The 16,185-nt window shown below is 69.8% G+C and carries 12 protein-coding genes; 2 read left to right on the top strand and 10 right to left on the bottom strand.

What is annotated here, in order from left to right:
* Nucleotide 1: 1 nt before the first annotated feature.
* Together R6Y94_RS24515 and R6Y94_RS24510 are read right to left on the bottom strand one after the other, a co-directional pair.
* Nucleotides 2-976, bottom strand: a complete 975-nt coding sequence (locus R6Y94_RS24515; protein ID WP_318398191.1) for an ABC transporter permease — start codon at nt 974-976, stop codon at nt 2-4.
* A 291-nt stretch (nt 977-1,267) separates the two neighbouring features.
* Nucleotides 1,268-2,779: a sugar ABC transporter ATP-binding protein gene (locus tag R6Y94_RS24510; protein WP_318398190.1), complete on the bottom strand. Its 1,512-nt coding sequence runs from the start codon at nt 2,777-2,779 to the stop codon at nt 1,268-1,270.
* A gap of 521 nt (nt 2,780-3,300) precedes the next feature.
* Here R6Y94_RS24510 and R6Y94_RS24505 point away from each other — a divergent pair.
* Complete coding sequence (locus tag R6Y94_RS24505) at nt 3,301-6,846, top strand: ThuA domain-containing protein (protein ID WP_318398189.1); 3,546 nt, start codon at nt 3,301-3,303, stop codon at nt 6,844-6,846.
* Between the two features lie 113 nt (nt 6,847-6,959).
* On the opposite strand, the gene R6Y94_RS24500 is transcribed toward R6Y94_RS24505, so the two are convergent.
* The 7 genes from R6Y94_RS24500 to R6Y94_RS24470 form a co-directional block, all read right to left on the bottom strand.
* Nucleotides 6,960-7,220 carry an aldo/keto reductase gene (locus tag R6Y94_RS24500; protein WP_318398188.1) on the bottom strand — a complete coding sequence of 87 codons (261 nt, stop codon included), beginning with the start codon at nt 7,218-7,220 and terminating at the stop codon, nt 6,960-6,962.
* Nucleotides 7,217-7,978: an SDR family oxidoreductase gene (locus tag R6Y94_RS24495; RefSeq protein ID WP_318398187.1), complete on the bottom strand. Its 762-nt coding sequence runs from the start codon at nt 7,976-7,978 to the stop codon at nt 7,217-7,219. The genes R6Y94_RS24500 and R6Y94_RS24495 overlap by 4 nt, the downstream gene beginning before the upstream one ends.
* Nucleotides 7,975-9,000, bottom strand: a complete 1,026-nt coding sequence (locus R6Y94_RS24490; RefSeq protein WP_318398186.1) for a zinc-dependent alcohol dehydrogenase — start codon at nt 8,998-9,000, stop codon at nt 7,975-7,977. Before R6Y94_RS24490 ends, R6Y94_RS24495 begins: the two co-directional genes overlap by 4 nt.
* 348 nt (nt 9,001-9,348) lie before the next feature.
* Nucleotides 9,349-10,572, bottom strand: coding sequence for a mandelate racemase/muconate lactonizing enzyme family protein (locus R6Y94_RS24485; protein WP_318398185.1), 1,224 nt, complete (start codon nt 10,570-10,572; stop codon nt 9,349-9,351).
* A 1-nt stretch (nt 10,573) separates the two neighbouring features.
* Nucleotides 10,574-11,401, bottom strand: coding sequence for a carbohydrate ABC transporter permease (locus R6Y94_RS24480; RefSeq protein WP_318398184.1), 828 nt, complete (start codon nt 11,399-11,401; stop codon nt 10,574-10,576).
* Complete coding sequence (locus R6Y94_RS24475; RefSeq protein ID WP_318398183.1) at nt 11,402-12,379, bottom strand: sugar ABC transporter permease; 978 nt, start codon at nt 12,377-12,379, stop codon at nt 11,402-11,404.
* Between the two features lie 4 nt (nt 12,380-12,383).
* The gene (locus R6Y94_RS24470; protein WP_318398182.1) at nt 12,384-13,649 is read right to left on the bottom strand and encodes an ABC transporter substrate-binding protein; all 1,266 of its coding nucleotides are present in this window, start codon (nt 13,647-13,649) and stop codon (nt 12,384-12,386) included.
* Nucleotides 13,650-13,830: 181 nt separating this feature from the next.
* Between R6Y94_RS24470 and R6Y94_RS24465 the strand changes: the two genes are divergently transcribed.
* Complete coding sequence (locus R6Y94_RS24465; RefSeq protein ID WP_318398181.1) at nt 13,831-14,577, top strand: FadR/GntR family transcriptional regulator; 747 nt, start codon at nt 13,831-13,833, stop codon at nt 14,575-14,577.
* Between the two features lie 90 nt (nt 14,578-14,667).
* Here the strand turns inward: R6Y94_RS24465 and R6Y94_RS24460 are convergent, their stop codons facing one another.
* Complete coding sequence (locus R6Y94_RS24460) at nt 14,668-16,050, bottom strand: RICIN domain-containing protein (RefSeq protein ID WP_318398180.1); 1,383 nt, start codon at nt 16,048-16,050, stop codon at nt 14,668-14,670.
* Nucleotides 16,051-16,185 lie beyond the last annotated feature (135 nt).

Here is a 16,185-nt window from a genome sequence, read left to right as displayed (position 1 = left end):
GCTAGGAGTCCGCCTTCCGCACGGCCCGGCGGGCGTAGACGGCAACCGCGGCGATGATGACGGCGCCGCGGATCACCTGCTTGAAGAAGGCGTCCACCTCGAGCTGGTTGAAGATGGCGTCGATGCTGGCGAGCAGCAGCACCCCACCGACGGTGCCGATGACACCGCCGCGTCCGCCGGCCAGGGCGGTGCCGCCGATCACCACCGCGGCGATCGACTCCAGGTCGTAGAGTCCCTCGGTGCCGACCCGGGGCGCACCCGAGCCGAGCCGGCTGGCGAGGTAGATCCCGGCGAGCCCGGCGCAGAGCGCGCAGAGCACATGGGCGGTGACGAGCACCCGGTCGGTGCGGACGCCGGAGAGCCGGGCGACCTCCGGGTCACCGCCGACCGCGACCAGGTGGTGGCCGAACCGGGTCCGGGAGAGCGCGAACCAGGCCGCCCCGGTGACGACGATCAGCAGCAGGAAGGCCAGCGGTACCGGACCGACGCGCTGGTATCCGAGGGTCTGCACGAGCGAACGGGCGGTGCTGCCGGCAGGGCCGTCGTAACCGTTGTCGAGGTATCCCTTGAGCAGCAGCCCGACGCCGAGGGTCGCGATGAACGCGTTGATCCGGAGTTTGGTGACGAGCAGCCCGTTGAGCAGCCCGACGCCCGCGCTCACGGTGAGCGCCAGACCGACCGCCGGCAGCAGCGCGCCGTCACGGCCGTCCATCGTCTCGGCGGCGACGAGGGTACTGAGGCTGACCACGTAGGCCACGGAGAGGTCGAGCGAGCCGCCGAGGATGACCAGGGTCTGGCCCACGGCGACGAGCCCGAGCCCGGCGGCGACGTGCAGCAGGCTCACCGTCGTCGCCTGGTTGAACAGCTCGCCGCCGTCGATCGTCACGACCAGCCAGCCGATCGCGAGGACGAGGGTCAGGGCCACGAACACGCCCGGTACGGGTCGTCGGGCCGACACGAGTGGAAGGCCGCTCACTGGGCCGCCTCTGCTCGCGACTGCGGGGCTCGCAAACCCGGCTCACTCCTCACGCTCACTGGGCCGCCTCTGCTCGCGACTGCGGGGCTCGCAAACCCGGCTCACTCCTCACGCTCACTGGGCCGCCTCTGCTCGCGACTGCGGGGCTCGCAAACCCGGCTCACTCCTCACGCTCACTGGGCCGCCTCTGCTCGCGACTGCGGGGCTCGCAAACCCGGCTCACTCCTCACGCTCACTGGGCCGCCTCTGTTCGCGACTGCGGGGCTCGCAAACCCGGCTCACTCCTCACGCTCACTGGGCCGCCTCCCGTACGGTCCCGACCGCCAGGGCGACGACGTCCTCCTCGGTCGCGCCGGCCGGCAACTCGCCCGCGACGCGGCCGTCGCGCAGCACGACGATCCGGTCACTCATCCCCAGCAGCTCCGGCAGGTCGGACGAGATCATCAGGACCGCCGCACCGTCGCGGGCGAGGCGGCGGACCAGATCGTGGATGGCCGCCTTCGCCCCCACGTCGATGCCCCGGGTCGGCTCGTCGAAGAGCAGGATCCGCGGGTTGACCGCGAGCCACCGGGCCAGCACGACCTTCTGCTGGTTGCCGCCGGACAGGAAGCGGATCTCCTGGTCGTCATCGACGGCCCGGACCTCCACCGCGGCGAGCAGCTCGCGGACCCGCACGGTACGGGCGGTGCGGCCGGACCGGGCCGCGAAGACGGCCCGGCTGGCGAGCAGCGCGTTGTCCAGTACGGACTGCCGGGCGACGATGCCTTCGCCCTTGCGATCCTCGGTGACGTAGGCGACGCCGGCCCGCATCGCGGCGCGCGGCGAGCGCAGCCGGACCGGGGTGCCGTCGAGCGTGACCTCGCCGGCCGTGAACGGGGCGACCCCGAACAGCGCACGGGCCAACGCCGACCGCCCGGCACCCTGGAGGCCGCCGACGCCGAGCACCTCACCCGCGCGCAGTTCCAGGTCCACTCCGCGCAGCTTCCGGTTGCCCCCGCCCCGGACGGTGAGCCGGACCAGGCCCCGGTCCTCGGGGCCGGCCCGGTCCGGGTAGTAGCTGGACAGTTCCCGGCCGACCATGTGCCGCACCAGCTCGTCGGCGGTGGTGTCCGCGGTGGGCACGGTGGTCACCCGGCGGCCGTCCTTCAGGACCGCGATCCGACCGGACAGGTCGAAGACCTCGGCGAGCCGGTGCGAGACGTACAGCAGGCCGATGCCCCGCTCCTGGAGCCGTCGTACCAGCCCGTACAGCAGCTCGACCTCGTGGTCGGCCAGCGCCGCGGTGGGCTCGTCCATGATGAGCAGCCGCGCGTCGAGGGCGAGCGCCTTGGCGATCTCGACGACCTGTTGCTGCGCGACGCCGAGACGTCCCACCCGGGCGTCGGGCGGCAGTGCGGTCTCCCCGATCGAGGTGAGCAGTCGGCCGGTGCGGCGCAGCATCTCCCGGCGGTCGACGAGCCCGCGGCGTACCGGCTCATGTCCCAGGTACACGTTCTCCGCGACGGTGCGCTCCGGCAGCAGGTTGAACTCCTGGTGGATGATGCCGATGCCGGCCCGCTGCGCGTCGCGCGGACTGCGGAACGCGCGTGGTTCACCGGCGAACTCGATGCTGCCCTCGTCCGGGACGTAGCCGCCCGAGACGATCTTCATGAGGGTGGACTTCCCAGCGCCGTTCTCACCGACGACGGCGTGCACCTCGCCCGGCCCGACGTCGAGGTCGACCCCGTCGAGGACGCGTACCCCGAGGAAGGACTTGCCGATGCCCCGCAGGGCGAGCAGCGGCGCCGGTCGTGGATCTGACATCGCAGAAGCCCTTACAGATAGTAGTCACCGAAGAGGTTCGTTCACCGCGCGCCGAGTCGTTCTGTTCGCACAGCAGCGAACTTTCGGGCGTGGTACGGAGGCTTACGTTCTTACGTCGCAAACATTCGCTTGACACGAGCGAAACATCACACGTATGAAGATAGATGTTTGGATGCGGCTCCGCAATCCTCGACCTGAGGCGATCGCCGGGCCCGCCACTGGACCGGCAGCGACGCCGGACCGAGGAGCCAGACACGGCGGCCCGCACCTCGGAACGACGTGAAACACAAGCACAGGCATCGATAGACTTCGACATGTAGCCCATCCCGACACCTTGCAGACCACGGGGCGAGGAACACACCTACGTCACGGTGTGTGACGTCCTGCGGGGCTGACTGCCGTTGCGGCGGACGGCACGACGCGACCAGCACACTCGTGCCCCAGGCGTGCCCAGGCACAACCTGACGCGCCGCCGGGGCCCGTGGCCGCAATCCCGTTGCCCGCCCGAACTAGGAGACGGCATGCGTCGCAACACATTGATCATTGGAGTGCTCGCCGGCCTGTTACTGTCGCTCGCGCTCATTCCTCCGGCGTCGGCGGCTCCCGCCTTCCGCGCCCTGCTGTTCACCAAGACCACCGGCTACCGGCACGACTCGATCCCCGCCGGAATCTCGATGTTCCAGCAACAGGCGGCGGCGAACAACTTCGAACTGGTGCACAGCGAGGACTCGAACGTCTTCACCCCGGCCAACCTCGCGACCTTCGACGTCCTCATCATGTTCCAGACCTCGGGCATGGTGTGGACCTCGGCGTCCCAGCGCCAGGCGGTGGAGGGCTTCCTCGCCGGCGGCAAGGGCATCGTCGCCGTCCACAACGCCACCGACATGGGCATCGAGGGCGAGTACCCGTGGTGGGACCAGACCGTGAACGCCGGCGCCCACATGCCGGAGCACTCCCCCGGCGTGCTGCCCGGCACCGCCATCGTCGCCGACAAGAAGCATCCCTCGACGGCCGGCCTCCCGGACCGGTGGAACCGCAGCGAGGAGTGGTACAACTTCGACAAGAACCCGCGCGGTGACGTCCACGTCCTGGTGACCGCTGACGAACGCACCTACAACCCGGGCTCCCGGGCGATGGGTCCGGACCATCCGATCTCCTGGTGCCGCAACGTCAGCGGCGGCCGGGTCTGGGCCACCGCGATGGGGCACGCCGCCGAGTCCTACAGCGAGACCAATTTCCGCAACCACGTCCTCGGCGGCGTCAAGTGGGCCGCCGGCAACGAGCCCGGCGACTGCGGCGGCACCGTCTGGGGCAACTTCGAGAAGCGTGCCCTCGACGACAACACCGTCGACCCGATGGCGCTGGCGGTGGCACCCGACGGACGGGTGCTCTACGTCCAGCGGGGCGGGCAACTGAAGATCTTCAAGCCGTCCACCAGCACCACCGTCACCGCCGGCACGCTCAGCGTCTACACCGGCGGCGAGGACGGCCTCACCGGCATGGCGCTCGACCCGAACTTCGCCAGCAACGGCCACGTGTACCTGTACCACTCGCCGGCGGGCAGCACGACCGACGTCAACCGGGTCTCCCGCTACACGCTCACCGGCGACACGCTGAACCTTTCCAGCGAGGTCAGGATCATCGGCATCCCCGCGTACCGCGACCGTACGTTCCCGGAGCCCGGACACACCGGCGGGTACATCGAGTTCGGCCCGGACGGGAACCTCTACATCGGCACCGGCGACGACACGCCACCGAACCTCGACCCCAACTGGCAGGGCTACGCCCCGCTGGACTGGCGGTCCGGCAAGGCCAACCTCGACGCCGCCCGGACCGCCGGCAACACCAACGATCTTCGGGGCAAGCTGCTGCGTATCCGGCCCTCGGCCAGCGGTGGCTACACCGTCCCGGCGGGCAACCTCTACCCGCAGGGAACGGCGCAGACCCGGCCGGAGATCTACGCGATGGGCTTCCGCAACCCGTTCCGCTTCTCGATCGACCCGACCAACGGCTGGGTCTACCTGGCCGACTACGGGCCCGACCGGAACCCCCCGTCCACCAACCGCGGCCCGGAAGGGCTCGTCGAACTCAACGTGATCAAATCCCCTGGTAACTACGGCTGGCCGTTCTGCCACGGCGACAACCAGCCATACGCACCGTACAACCCGGACACCGGCAGCGTCGGAGCCAAGTTCAACTGCACCGCGCCGGTCAACAACTCGCCCAACAACACCGGCCTGACCACCCTGCGGCCGGTCGTCGCGCCGCAGATCTGGTACGGCTACGGCACCTCGCCGACCTTCCCGGAACTCGGCTCCGGCGGCTCCGCGCCGATGGGTGGGCCGGTCTACCGGTACGACCCGGCGAACCCGTCCGCGACGAAGTTCCCGCCCTACTACGACGGCGTGCACTTCTTCTACGAGTGGTCGCGCAACTACCTCAAGGAGGTCCACTTCGACTCGGCCACGACGGTCACCCGCACCAACCCGTTCCTGCCCGCCGGCAACTTCAACAAGCCGATGGACCTGGAGTTCGGCCGGGACGGCTCGCTCTACCTGCTCGAGTGGGGCACCAACTTCGGCGGCGGCAACAACGACTCCGGGCTCTACCGGATCGACTACATCCAGGGCGGACGATCGCCGATCGCCAAGGCCACCGGCACGCCCACCAGCGGCAACGCGCCGCTGACCGTCCAGTTCAGCAGCACCGGTACGGCCGACCCCGATCCCGGCGACACGCTGCGCTACCAGTGGACCTTCGGCGACGGCACCACCTCGACAGCGGCCAGCCCGTCGCACGTCTACACCACCAACGGCAACTACACGGCGCAGTTGAAGGTCACCGACAGCACCGGCAAGATCGGCTTCGCGAACGTGCAGATCACCGTCGGCAACACCGCGCCGGTGGTCACCATCACCACCCCGCCCAACGGCGGCATGCTCGCCTTCGGCGACAAGGTGTCCTACACGGTCAACGTCTCCGACCCCGGGGGCGCCCCGATCGACTGCACCAAGGTGTTCGTCAAACCCGCCCTCGGGCACGACGACCACCACCACGAGACCACGGACTACCCGGGTTGCTCGGGCACCATCTCCACCGACCTACTCGGCGGACACCCCGACGGCGCCAACCTGTACTACGTACTCAACGCCCACTACACGGACAACGGCGGCGCCGGCGGCGCGGCCCCGCTCACCGGCTACGGGCAGGGGATCCTCCAGCCGACACACAAGCAGGCCGAGTACTACAGCAGCCAGTCCGGCACCCGGATCGTCGACCAGGCCGGCGCGGAGAGCGGCAAACGCGTCGGGGACATCTCCAACAACGACTGGATCGCGTTCACCCCGATGAGCCTGTCGGGCATCACCACCGTCAGCTACCGACTGTCGTCGCCGTCCGGCGGCGGCACCATCGAGCTGCGCGCCGACTCGCCGACCGGAACGGTGCTGGCCACCGCCCCGGTGCCCAGCACCGGCGGCTGGGACAACTACCAGTCCACGCCACCGGTGAACGTCGCCGCTCTCGCCGGAACCCACACGCTCTACCTGGTGTTCAAGGGCAGCGCGAACAACTGGTTCGACCTCGACTCGCACACCTTCGGCGGCGCCGGGGTCGGCGTTCCCAACACCGACGGCATAGCGGGCCGGACCTGGAGGCTCACCGCGCAGCACAGCGGCAAGCTGATGGACGTCAGCGGCGTCTCCACCGCCGACGGCGCCCAGATCCACCAGTGGGCGGCCACCGGTGGCGACAACCAGAAGTGGCAGGCCGTCGACGCCGGTGCTGGTGCGGTCTACCTGAAGGCGGTGCACAGCGGCAAGTGCGTCGAGGTGACCGGCGGCTCCACCACTGCGGGCGCCTTCCTCCAGCAGGCCACCTGCGACAACGGCAACCAGCAGAAGTTCACCGCCACGCCGACCGGAACCTCCGGGGTGTACACGGTGAGGAGTGTGCCCAGCGGACACTGCGTGGACGTCAACGGCGCCGCCACCAGCGACGGAGCCCGGCTGTTGCAGTGGAACTGCCTCGGCAGCACCAACCAGCAGTGGCGGTTCACCGCGGCCTGACGGGACCGCGGCTACCGCGTGGTCAGTGACGTCCCGGTCGGAACCGGCCTCCAGCAGGAACGGAACCGGTTCCGACCGGGACGTCGGCGTCGACCAGGGCGGACCGGCCCGCCCTACCCGGGCGGCGGCGCTAGCAGCCCGGCCGCCGCCAGCACGTCCCAGATTTCGTCCGGCACGGTGGCCGCCGACCGCCGCACGGCCTCGGTCAGCTGAGACCCGTCCCGCACACCGACCACGGTCGAGACCACGGCCGGGTGCCGGCGGACGAAGGCGAGCGCCGCCTGCGGCAGGGTGACGCCGTACGTCTCGCAGACCCCGGACGGCCCACAGGTGGTGGTGCGCGTCGATGACCCCGGCACCTGACCGCCCGTCATCGGCCCAGCCAGCCGCCGTCCACGGGCAGCACGATCCCGTTGACGTAGTCCGAGGCCGCCGACGCCAGGAACACGGTGGCGCCGCCGAGGTCGTCGGCGCGCCCCCACCGGCCCGCCGGGATACGGGCGAGAATGGCCCGGTCACGGTCGGGGTCGTCGCGCAGCGCCCGGGTGTTGTCGGTGGCGATGTAACCGGGTGCGATGGCGTTGACGTTCACCCCACGGGGCGCCCACTCGTTCGCCAGCGCCTTGGTCAACCCGGCCACGCCCGACTTCGACGCGGCGTACCCGGGAACGGTGATGCCGCCCTGGAAACTCAGCAGCGACGCGGTGAAGATGACCTTCCCTCGACCGCGCTCCACCATCGTCCGGCCGATCTCCCGGCTCAGCACGAACTGGCTGCTCAGCTTCACCTCGATGACGTGGTCCCACATCTCGTCCGGGTGCTCGGCGGCCGGGGTACGGGCGATCGTGCCGCCGTTGTTCACCAGGATGTCGATCGGCCCGAGCGCGGTGAGGTCCCGGGCCAACCGGTGTACCGCCGCTCGGTCGGCGAGATCGGCCCGCAGCGCGGCGAACCGGCGGCCGGCTGCCCGTACCCGGCGTTCCACCTCGCTTCCGTCCGGTTCCATCTGGGCGGAGACGCCGACGACGTCGGCACCGGCCAGGGCTAGGGCCTCGGCCATGGCCAGACCGATTCCGCGCCGGGCGCCGGTCACGACGGCGGTCCGGCCGGACAGGTCGAACAAGGTGGTCACCGGTCGGCCTCCCGCCAGTCGAGCAGCACCTTCAGCACGCCGCCGCCCTCCAGGGCCGTGAACGCGGCGTTCACGGCTTCGACGGGCTCGACCCGGGAGATGAGCCGTTCCGCCGGAATCGCGCCGGACGCGACCAACCGAATCGCCTCCGCCATGTCGGCCCGTTGGTACAGGCGGGCACCGAACAGCTCCAACTCGCGCCAGAAGAACCGGTGCAGGTTGACCTCCCGGGGCCGGGGGTGGATCGCCACCATCACCAGCCGGCCCCGGGTGGTCAGCACGTCCACCGCCGTGGCGACGCCGGACGCGGAGCCGGAGACCTCGAAGGCGATGTCGGCGCCCGCGCCGTCGGTGCGGTCGTTCACCAGCGCCACGACGTCGGTCGTCCCCGGGTCGACGGCCTCGATTCCCATCCCGCCTGCGGCGGCACGCCGGAACGGATCCGGCTCGACGAGGAGCACCCGCGCGCCGCAGCCCTTCGCGACGGTGGCGATCAGGACCCCGACGGGCCCGCCGCCGACCACGACCACCTGGTCGTCGGCGGTCACGTTTCCCCGCCGGACGTCGTGTACCGCGACCGCGACCGGTTCGACGAGCGCCGCGTGGTCGAGCGGCAGTTCCTGGGGCAGTGGCAGGACCAGGTCCGCCGGGACGTTCCAGGACGACTGCATGGCGCCCGGCGAGTCGATGCCGAGGAAGTCCATGGCGTGGCAGATGTGGGAGTTGCCGCGCCGGCAGGCGGCGCACTCCCCGCACGAGCGGGTCGGCATCACGGTGACGGCCTGGCCGACGGACCAGCCGGTGGTCTCCGCTCCGACGGCCGCGATCCGCCCGGACATCTCATGTCCGATGATCGCCGAGGCGCCGACCCGGGCATCCATGTCCCCGTGGTAGATGTGCAGGTCGGTGCCGCAGATCCCGGTGTAGGCCACCGCGATCCGCACCTGGCCGCGACCCGGCGGTTCCGGGTCACGATCCTCGATTCCGAGGTGGCGCGCCCCCCGGTAGACCACTGTCCTCATCGATCCTCCGTCTCGGTGGTCGGTACGTCGTTCGTCCCGACCGGGCAGGACCGGGGTGCAACGCCGTGGCGGAGCACCCACGACTGCCTGTTCTGGCGGCCAGCTCACGCTGAATTCGGTGAAGCGGAACTGGCCCGTCACGGGTACCGGGGCCGTTGCCGTCGGCGTTGGCGGCTCCGGTGGCGGCGACCACGACCGTGCGGGCCGCCGGGGCTGCTCCGGCGCTCCCGGCCGGCGGCCCGGCGCGCACTCCGGCGGCCAGCGGCGCGGCGGCATCCGCGCTGGTTCGTCTGGACGGTACGGGCGAGGGAGCACGTGGAGGTCCTTTCGGTACGCAGACCGGTTGGGTCAGTGGCGTGCGGTGGAAGACACGTCGTTGTGGGAGTGCAGCGGCGCGCCGGGGAACCGCCGCGCGGGGGCGATGACGTCGACCCCGGCCAGTAGTCGCCGTCCGGCCCGCTCGGGCCGGACGTGGGGGCCCTCGGACGTCTGCGCCTCCGGGTGCCGAGTGGTCGCCCGGATCTGGTCCTCGTCGACCCGGACGCCCAGGCCGGGCGAGTCACCGAGCACGAAGGCACCGTCCTCGACGTGCAGGTCGATGGAGACCCCGACCGGTGGAGCCAGGTCCTGCAACTCGCTGGTCAGGTGGTTCGGCACCGAGGTCGCGGCGTGCAGCAGCCCGACCGGACTGTTGCCGATCGGGCTGACCGGCAGGTCGTGCGCGTGCGCCAGGGCGGACGCCCGCAGGAAGTGGGTGACTCCCCAGACCGCGGCCATCTGCACGATGTCGACCGCACCGGCGGCGATCAGGGGACGGTACTGCTCCAGCCCGGTAAGGTTCTCTCCGGTGGCGACCGACGCGCGCACTCCCCGGCCGACGGCGGCGAGGCCCTCGGCGTCCCAGCGCCGGACGGGTTCCTCGATCCAGATGAGGTCGAGGGTGCGTTCGAGTTCGTAGACGTGTCGGACGGCCTGCTTGCGGGTCCACGCCTCGTTCACGTCGAGCATCAGACCGGGCCGCAGTCCGTGCCCGGCCTCGGTCAGCACCTCCCCGACCAGGCAGAGGCGATGCCGGTCGCGCTCGATGTCGAGGCCGCCCTTGAGCTTGGCAGCCCGCAGGCCGTACCGGGCGTAGACCTCGTACGTCGCGACGAGTTCGTCGTCGGTCAGCCCGATGTCCAGGCCGGACGCGTAGGCGGGCACCCGCCGGTCACGTCCGCCCAGCAGCCGCCACAGTGGCTCGCCGGCCGCCTGTGCCTTGATGTCCCACAGGGCGGTGTCCAGCGCGCCGATGGTGCCGAAGACCGGGCCCGCGTGGCCCGCCTTGAAGGTGTGCCGCAGCATGCGGTCGTAGAGGGTCGTCACGGCGCGGGGGTCTTCGCCGTCGATGGCCGCGAAGATCCGCTCGATCTCCACGTGCGGCCCGAGGCCGACCCCCGAGATGCCCTCGTCGGTCTCCACGATGACGATCGACACCGGGACCACCCCGTCGGAGAAGACGCCGTTGGCGTCGCCGACGGGCCGCCCCCATTCCTGGACCGTGGTGAGTGTCCGATATCCGGTGATCCGCATGTCAGCCCTTCATGGAACCGGCGGCGACGCCGTCGGCGATCTGGCGCTGGAGGAACAGGTAGACCACCAGGACGGGAACAGCGGCGATCAGGACCCCGGACGCGAAGGTGGGGATGTCGTCGGAGTACTGCCCCCGCAACGAGGTGACGCCGACCATGAGGGTCCGATGGTCGGCCGAGGGCATCATCACCAGCGCCATGAGGACGTCGTTCCAGCAGAACAGGGCGTTGAGGATGCCGACCGACAGCAGTGCCGGGGTGCCCAGGGGCAGCATGATCCGGCGGTACACGCCGTACACGCTGTTGCCGTCGATCCTGGCCGCGTCGACGATCTCCGGCGGGATGGTCTTGTAGTAGCTCGTCATCAAGAAGACGGTGAAGGGCAGGAACTGGGCCACGTAGACGAGGACCAGCCCGGGGTACGTGTCGATGAGACCGCTGTCTGCCATGATCCGGGCGAGCGGCACCATGATCACCTGGAACGGCACGAACAGTCCCGCGAGACAGCCAAGGAACAGCGCCGTCGAACCGCGGAAACGCAACTGGCTGAGGGCGAAACCGGCCATCGAGCCGAACAGCAGCAGCAGGACCACCGACGACGTCACCACGAGCAGCGAGTTGACGAAGTACCGGCCCATGCCGACGCTGTTCCAGGCCGTGCTGATGTTCTCCCAGCGCAGTGCGTCGGTCAGGGAGAACCGGTCGAGGATGTAGTCATGCCGGGTCTTCATCGCGACGTTGGCGGTGAAGAGCAGGGGATAGACAGTCGCCAGCGCGAGCAGCGCCATCGGGATGGCAACCAGCCACCGGCCCAGACGGATGCGAGACATTCAGTCCTCCCTTCCCGTCCGCCTGAGCAGCTTGATCTGGAGCAGCCCGACGACGATCATGATCACGAAGAGCACCGTCGACGCGGCCGACGCGAGGGCCGGTCGGTTCAGCTGGCCCTGCTGGATCCAGATGTAGTACTCCGGTAGGTACGTCGACCCCTCCGGACCACCGCTGGTCATGACGTAGAGCAGGCCGAACATGGACGTCAGCATCCCGATCATCGTGGTCACGAAGACGAACTGGATGGTGCGCGACAGGCCCGGGATGATCACGTGCCAGAGGACCTGGGGTAGCGCCGCCCCGTCCACCCGGGCGGCGTCCAGGAGCGCGGTATCCAGGGTGGCGAACCCGGCGAGGAACACCACCAGGGCCATGCCGAAGGTCGCCCAGACATGCACCCCGACCACCATGAACATGGCGACGTCCGGGTCCCCGAGCCAGTCCACGGGACCGATGCCGACCGACCCGAGAACGGCGTTGAGCGGGCCATCGAAGGCGAGCAGGAGGTTGAAGATCGCGCCGACGATGACCGGGGAGAGCACCGCGGGGAAGAAGTAGACGCCGCGGTACACCCGATGACCGGGCACCCGGAGGTAGATGAACGTCGCGAGCAGCCCCGGAATCGCCACCGCCACCGGAAGCAGCAGCACCAGCAGTCCCACGTTGCCCAGCGCGGTCCGGAACAGCGGATCCCGGAACAGCTGCAGGTAGTTGTCGAGACCGACCGCCACCCCGTTCCGCTCACCGTCGCCGGTGAAGGAGAAGTTGACCCCGAGAAGCAGCGGGTAGAGCCGCATCACCACGATGATCAGGACGGCCGGGGCCACCAGGACGTAGGGGGCGAGGCGCTCGGACCGCAGGCCACGGGTGCGCCGGGAACGGGCGCCGCCACGATGGGTGGCGGACCCGGCCGCCGCCCCGTCGGTCCGACCGGCGCGCGTCGGACGGACCGACGGCGGTACGTTTCCGATCGGCACGGGTTCAGCCCGCCCGGTCGGAAGCGGCCAACTGCTTCACCACCTCGTCGACGGTTGTCGAGCCGCTGAGCAGTTGCTGGGAGAGCCGACCCATCAGGTCCAGCGTCTTCGAGGAGAGCGCCACGTGCAGGGCGGGCTTGCCGCCTTTGATCTCGGAGACGATTGTGGCGACGGCCGCGCCACCCTGCGACACGTCGATCGTGGTGTCGGCGGCGATCGCACCGGCCTCGGCGTAGAAGGCCCTCAGCGCGTCGGTCGAGGTCAGCGCCCGCACCAGGTCGGCGGCCACCTTCGGGTCCTTCGTCCACCGGGCGACCCCGTAGCCGATGCCGCCGTCGTACGGCAGGCTCGGGGTGGTCCCGGCGGTGACGATCGGGGCGTCCATGACGCCGAGCTTGTCGGCCGTCAGGAACTCGTTGAAGTCCTTCCAGTGCCCCACGTCCGACATCAGCCCGATGACGTGGGCGGCCTTACCGGACTGGAAGAGCGCGAAGGAGTCGTTGAACATCGCGGTCGAGTTGGCCCCGTCGTTGTTCAGACCCGCGTCGCCGGCCTCCTTCCAGAGCTGGAAGACCCGCTTGACGTTGGGCGAGGCCCAGTCCCGCTTCCCGGCGATCCAGTTGTCGTACTCCTGGGCGGTGAAGATGCCCGACCCCAGGCCCGAGAGCCAGAACTGGATACCGGCACCCTCCTTGTTGCCGAGGGCGAAGCACTTGGCGCCGGCCTTGGCGATGGCGGCGCAGTCGGCGAGGAACTTGCTCCACGTCGTGGCCGGGCTGGCCGGATCGAGCCCGGCCTTCTCGTAGAGCGCCTTGTTGTAGTAGATGGGGTGGCCCTGCAGCGTCACCGGGCTGGCGTAGATCTTGCCTTCCTTGCTGAACGCGTCCCAGCCGGCGAGCCGCTGCTTGTCCTCGGCCACGTACTCGTCCAGCGGCACGAGCGCGTCCACCCGGTCACGGATCTGACCGCCTCCGTTGAACAGGATGACGTCCGGGCCCTTGCCGGACTGGATCGCCGCACCGAGCAGTGTGTAGTACTGGTCGAAGGGCTGGGCGACGAACTCGACCGTCACGTCCGGATGCTTCTTCGCGAAGTCCGCCTTCGCCTTCTCGATATAGGGTGCGGCAGAAGCCTCGCCAGACTTCCAGTCCCACACCACCAGCTTGCCCTCCGACCCACCCTGCGACGAGTCCGACCCTGTGGCACTTCCACAGCCGGCCAGCGCCAGTCCCACAACGAGGACGGCCGGCCATATTGCTCGCTGTTTCATCGTTGTCACCCTTTGAATGAGGGGTGGCCGGCGAACCGACCGTCAGGCGTCATCATTACGCGGAAACGTAACTCGTATGATGTCTGCCCGTCAACGGTCGGCCGTACACTGACCACGGACACCGGGCTACCAGCGCGGCGAGCCACCCGGAGGGGACATGACGCGATCGCAGGAGACCGCCTTGAATGCTGCAGCGCCCCCGGCCTGGACGCGACGACCGACCAACCTCGCCCGGGCCGTCACCGCCGAGCTGGTGGAGCGCATCGTCCGCGGGACACACCCGTCCGGGACGTCGCTCCCGCCCGAGCCGGTGCTCTGCGAGACCTTCTCCGTGAGCCGGACCGTCGTCCGGGAAGCGGTGAAGATCCTTCAGGAGAAGGGGCTGGTACAGGTCCGCCAGGGCGCCGGCACCATGGTCACCCCGCCGTCGTCGTGGGACATGCTCGACGAACTCGTCCTCGCGGCCACCATCGCCGAGGACGACAGCCTCGCCATCCTCGACGACCTCGTCGTCACCCGGCGGGTACTCGAGTCCGACATGGCGAACGTCGCCGCCCGGCTGGCGGACCAGGAGACCATCGAGCGGTTACGCGGTCAGGTGAAGCGGATGGACGAACTCGTCGAGGACCACGTCACCTACCACGAACATGATCGCGCCTTCCACGACACGATCATGCAGGCGTCCGGCAACCGCATCGCCCGTGGTGTCGTACGCGCGCTGGAGAGTCAGGTCGTCAACACCTCCCGGTACATGGGCCGGACCGAACGTTCGCTGTGCGTAGCGTCCAACCGCGGGCATCGGCGCATCTACGAACGCATCGCCGCCCACGACCCGGACGGCGCCGCCGAGGCGATGTTCACCCACATCACCGAGGCCTGGCTCGTTCGCCGCAGCGGAACGGGCAGCCCCAGCCGTCTCCAGCGGTGAACTATCGCCGGACGGACGGGCTCCCGGTCCGCAGAGAGTGCCGGCACCCCTGCTCGCCACGAGCCCGCCCGTCAGGTCCTTCGACCCGTCTCAGGAGAACTGCGCGAAGAACCGCCAGATCTCGCCCTTGGTCCAGGTGGTGATGCCGCTCTCGGCATAGGTCCCGTCCACCGGACCGGGCATGTGTCCGTTGTCGAACGCGGCCCACTGCACGGGGTAGCCGGACCGGCATCCCGAGTAGGCGGTGGTGACGTGCGTCCGACTGCCCGCCCCCGGCTCCGGCGGGCTCTGGGCGGTGCAACCGTTGTTCCGGACGAACGTGTCCCGCAGCGACCGCCCCTGCGAGATGTTGAGGACGTTGTCCGAGATGCCGTGCAGCCCGAAGTACGCGATCGGCTGGGTACCGCCGCTACACCCGCTGATCTGCGCTCCGGCGATGACCGCGACAGCCCGGAACACGTTCGTCCGGGCGCAGGCGAGCGCGTAGCTCATGCCGCCGCCCCAGCTGAAGCCGAGGGCGAAGCGCTGCCTCGGGTTGACGCAGAGGTCCGCCTCGATTCGCCGGATCATGTCGTCGACGAATGTCACGTCCTCGCCGCCGGCATTGCCCCAACCGTTGCCGAGCCCCTGGGGCGCGACCAGGATCGCGCTGTTGTTCGACTGTTCCTGCTGGCCGTAGTAGGACCAGGCGGCCCCACTGGTGCCGCCCGAGGAGATGTCCTGCATGGTGCCGCCCCGCCAGTGGAATGCGAAGATCAGCCGGTAGGGGTTGCTGTTGTTGTAGTTTGCCGGCATCCGCAGGATGAAGGAACGGCTCTTGCCGTTGCTCTGGGTCGTGTGCGTGCCGCTCGACAGCGTCGGGGCCTTGCCGCAGCCGGTACCACCCTGCGGTGGCTCGCCGCCGTCGACGCGGGCGAGCTGCCACTGCTGGTTCGTGCCGTTCCAGTCGGAGTACTGCACGACGTTCCCGCCGTCCGCCGAGGATGCGCCCTGCACCTCGACGACCTTGCCGCTGTGCCGGCTGATCAACCGCACGTGCCCCCCGTCGGAGTCGGCCAGCCGGAACTGCTGGTTCGTCGCGTTGAGGTCGGACCACTGCACGATCGCACCGCCGTCGGCGGTCGACCAGTTGTGCACGTCGAGGACCTTGCCGGAGTGCCGGGACTTCAGCCGGTAGTGGCCGCCGCCCGAGTCGACGAACTGCCACTGCTGGTTCGCGCCGTTGTTCCGCGTCCACTGGCTGATCCGCGCGCCGTCGTTGGTGGCCGAGGCGTACAGGTCCAATGCCTTGCCGCTGTTCCGGTTCACCAGCACGTACCAGGCGTTGGTGTCCACGGTCGCCGCCGACGCGGGTGCGGCGTTCACCGCGACGAGCGTCCCGGCCGCGACGACCGCCGCCGCCGCGACGGCCAGCCCTGACCGCCAGCGATGTCTCTGTGGAGAGGCGGGCCGAGCCTCACCGGTGGCCTTCATGATCCGCTCCTTCGGTCGGGGTTGCACGCGAGCAGAACGGACGCGTGCGCCCAGGGGTGGTGCCGGCGTCCGGTGGTGGCGTCGGCACGTGAAGTGATCCGCAGCCTCCACGCGGCCACCGGCCCCCGAATGTCC

Source organism: Plantactinospora sp. KLBMP9567 (assembly GCF_033446045.1).
In the GTDB taxonomy this organism is placed as follows: domain Bacteria; phylum Actinomycetota; class Actinomycetes; order Mycobacteriales; family Micromonosporaceae; genus Plantactinospora.
This window is presented reverse-complemented; position numbering and strand designations above follow the sequence as displayed.

Bases quoted from the DNA above. Each gene is read 5' to 3' on its own strand.
- R6Y94_RS24480 (WP_318398184.1), bottom strand. From the start codon at position 11,401: ATGTCTCGCATCCGTCTGGGCCGGTGGCTGGTTGCCATCCCGATGGCG.
- R6Y94_RS24505 (WP_318398189.1), top strand. From the start codon at position 3,301: ATGCGTCGCAACACATTGATCATTGGAGTGCTCGCCGGCCTGTTACTG.
- R6Y94_RS24510 (WP_318398190.1), bottom strand. From the start codon at position 2,779: ATGTCAGATCCACGACCGGCGCCGCTGCTCGCCCTGCGGGGCATCGGC.
- R6Y94_RS24490 (WP_318398186.1), bottom strand. From the start codon at position 9,000: ATGAGGACAGTGGTCTACCGGGGGGCGCGCCACCTCGGAATCGAGGAT.
- R6Y94_RS24460 (WP_318398180.1), bottom strand. From the start codon at position 16,050: ATGAAGGCCACCGGTGAGGCTCGGCCCGCCTCTCCACAGAGACATCGC.
- R6Y94_RS24485 (WP_318398185.1), bottom strand. From the start codon at position 10,572: ATGCGGATCACCGGATATCGGACACTCACCACGGTCCAGGAATGGGGG.
- R6Y94_RS24470 (WP_318398182.1), bottom strand. From the start codon at position 13,649: ATGAAACAGCGAGCAATATGGCCGGCCGTCCTCGTTGTGGGACTGGCG.
- R6Y94_RS24500 (WP_318398188.1), bottom strand. From the start codon at position 7,220: ATGACGGGCGGTCAGGTGCCGGGGTCATCGACGCGCACCACCACCTGT.